Origin of the sequence: Streptomyces sp. PKU-EA00015 (assembly GCF_013387495.1) — a bacterium.
GTDB lineage: Bacteria > Actinomycetota > Actinomycetes > Streptomycetales > Streptomycetaceae > Streptomyces.
This window is the reverse complement of sequence record NZ_JABZEE010000112.1, coordinates 1-1214: the sequence shown is the minus strand read 5'-3', so window position 1 is coordinate 1214 and position 1214 is coordinate 1. Positions and strand designations below refer to the sequence as shown.

2 protein-coding genes and 1 pseudogene are annotated in these 1214 nt (G+C 68.5%); all 3 read left to right on the top strand.

Translation table 11 applies throughout. The annotated features are described in order from the left end of the window. The first annotated feature begins 8 nt into the window (after positions 1-8). Positions 9-431, top strand: coding sequence for a roadblock/LC7 domain-containing protein (locus tag HW130_RS35020; RefSeq protein WP_026278153.1), 423 nt, complete (start codon positions 9-11; stop codon positions 429-431). Positions 432-527: 96 nt separating this feature from the next. Next, a complete protein-coding gene (locus HW130_RS35015) occupies positions 528-1160 on the top strand; it encodes a DUF742 domain-containing protein (protein ID WP_177153804.1) in 633 nt (210 codons plus the stop codon). After that, positions 1141-1214 (top strand): annotated as a pseudogene (locus tag HW130_RS35010) (ATP-binding protein); the annotation flags it as partial. The gene HW130_RS35015 and the pseudogene HW130_RS35010, both read left to right, overlap by 20 nt.

Sequence of the window (1214 nt, the reverse complement as noted above, 5' to 3'; positions counted from 1 at the left end):
GCGTTAGTGTGAGCCCGATGAGCCAGGCGGCGCAGAATCTGAACTGGTTGATCACCAACTTCGTGGACAACACCCCTGGGGTGTCCCACACCGTGGTGGTCTCCGCCGACGGACTCCTGCTGGCGATGTCCGAGGGTTTCCCGCGTGATCGTGCCGATCAGCTGGCGGCGGTCGCCTCCGGGCTGACCTCGCTGACCGCGGGAGCGTCCCGGATCTTCGAAGGCGGTGCCGTCAACCAGACGGTCGTGGAGATGGAGCGCGGCTTCCTCTTCATCATGTCCATCTCCGACGGGTCCTCGCTGGCCGTCCTCGCCCACCCGGAGGCCGACATCGGCCTGGTGGGCTACGAGATGGCCCTCCTGGTCGACCGTGCGGGCAGCGTCCTCACCCCCGACCTGCGTGCAGAGCTCCAGGGAAGTCTTCTCAACTGAGAAACGGACAGTGCATTTCCCGCCACCGCACCATAAGGTGCGGTGGCGCGGCTCCACAGGGACAGGGACCGGCGACCGGCAGTCGGAGGAGGAAACGTGGCAACACCCCCAGGCGGACACCCATTTGACGGTGCTCAACAGTCCCAGGGTGAGCACACTCACAACCGCTTCAACTTTCCTTCGACACCGAGCAGACAGGACGGCCCCCAGCCGTACCAGCAGCCGCAGCCGCCGTCGGCCTACGACCCGTCGTACGACCGCTCTTACGACACCTCGTACGACCCGTCGTACGGACAGCAGCAGCCCCGTATCCAGCCGGTGGCGCCGCGACGGTCCCCCGAGCCCCGGACGGCCTCGGGGGCCGGCCCGGCTGCCGGGCCGGCCAAGCACAACCCCCTGGTCCGGCCGTACGCGATGACCGGCGGACGGACCCGCCCGCGCTACCAGCTCGCCATCGAGGCGCTGGTCAGCACCACGGCCGATCCGGCCCGGCTGCAAGGGCAGTTGCCCGAGCACCAGCGGATCTGCCGGCTGTGCTTCGAGATCAAGTCGGTTGCCGAGATCTCGGCACTTCTCTCCATCCCCCTCGGCGTTGCCCGGATCCTCGTCGCCGACCTGGCCGAGGCCGGACTTGTCGCCATCCACCAGCCCGGCGGCGACGCGGCCGCCGGCGGCCAGCCAGACGTGACACTGCTCGAAAGGGTGCTCAGTGGACTTCGCAAGCTCTAGCGGCGGTGCAGCCCGCTCAACCACCAGCGCGAAGATCGTGGTGGCGGGCGGCTT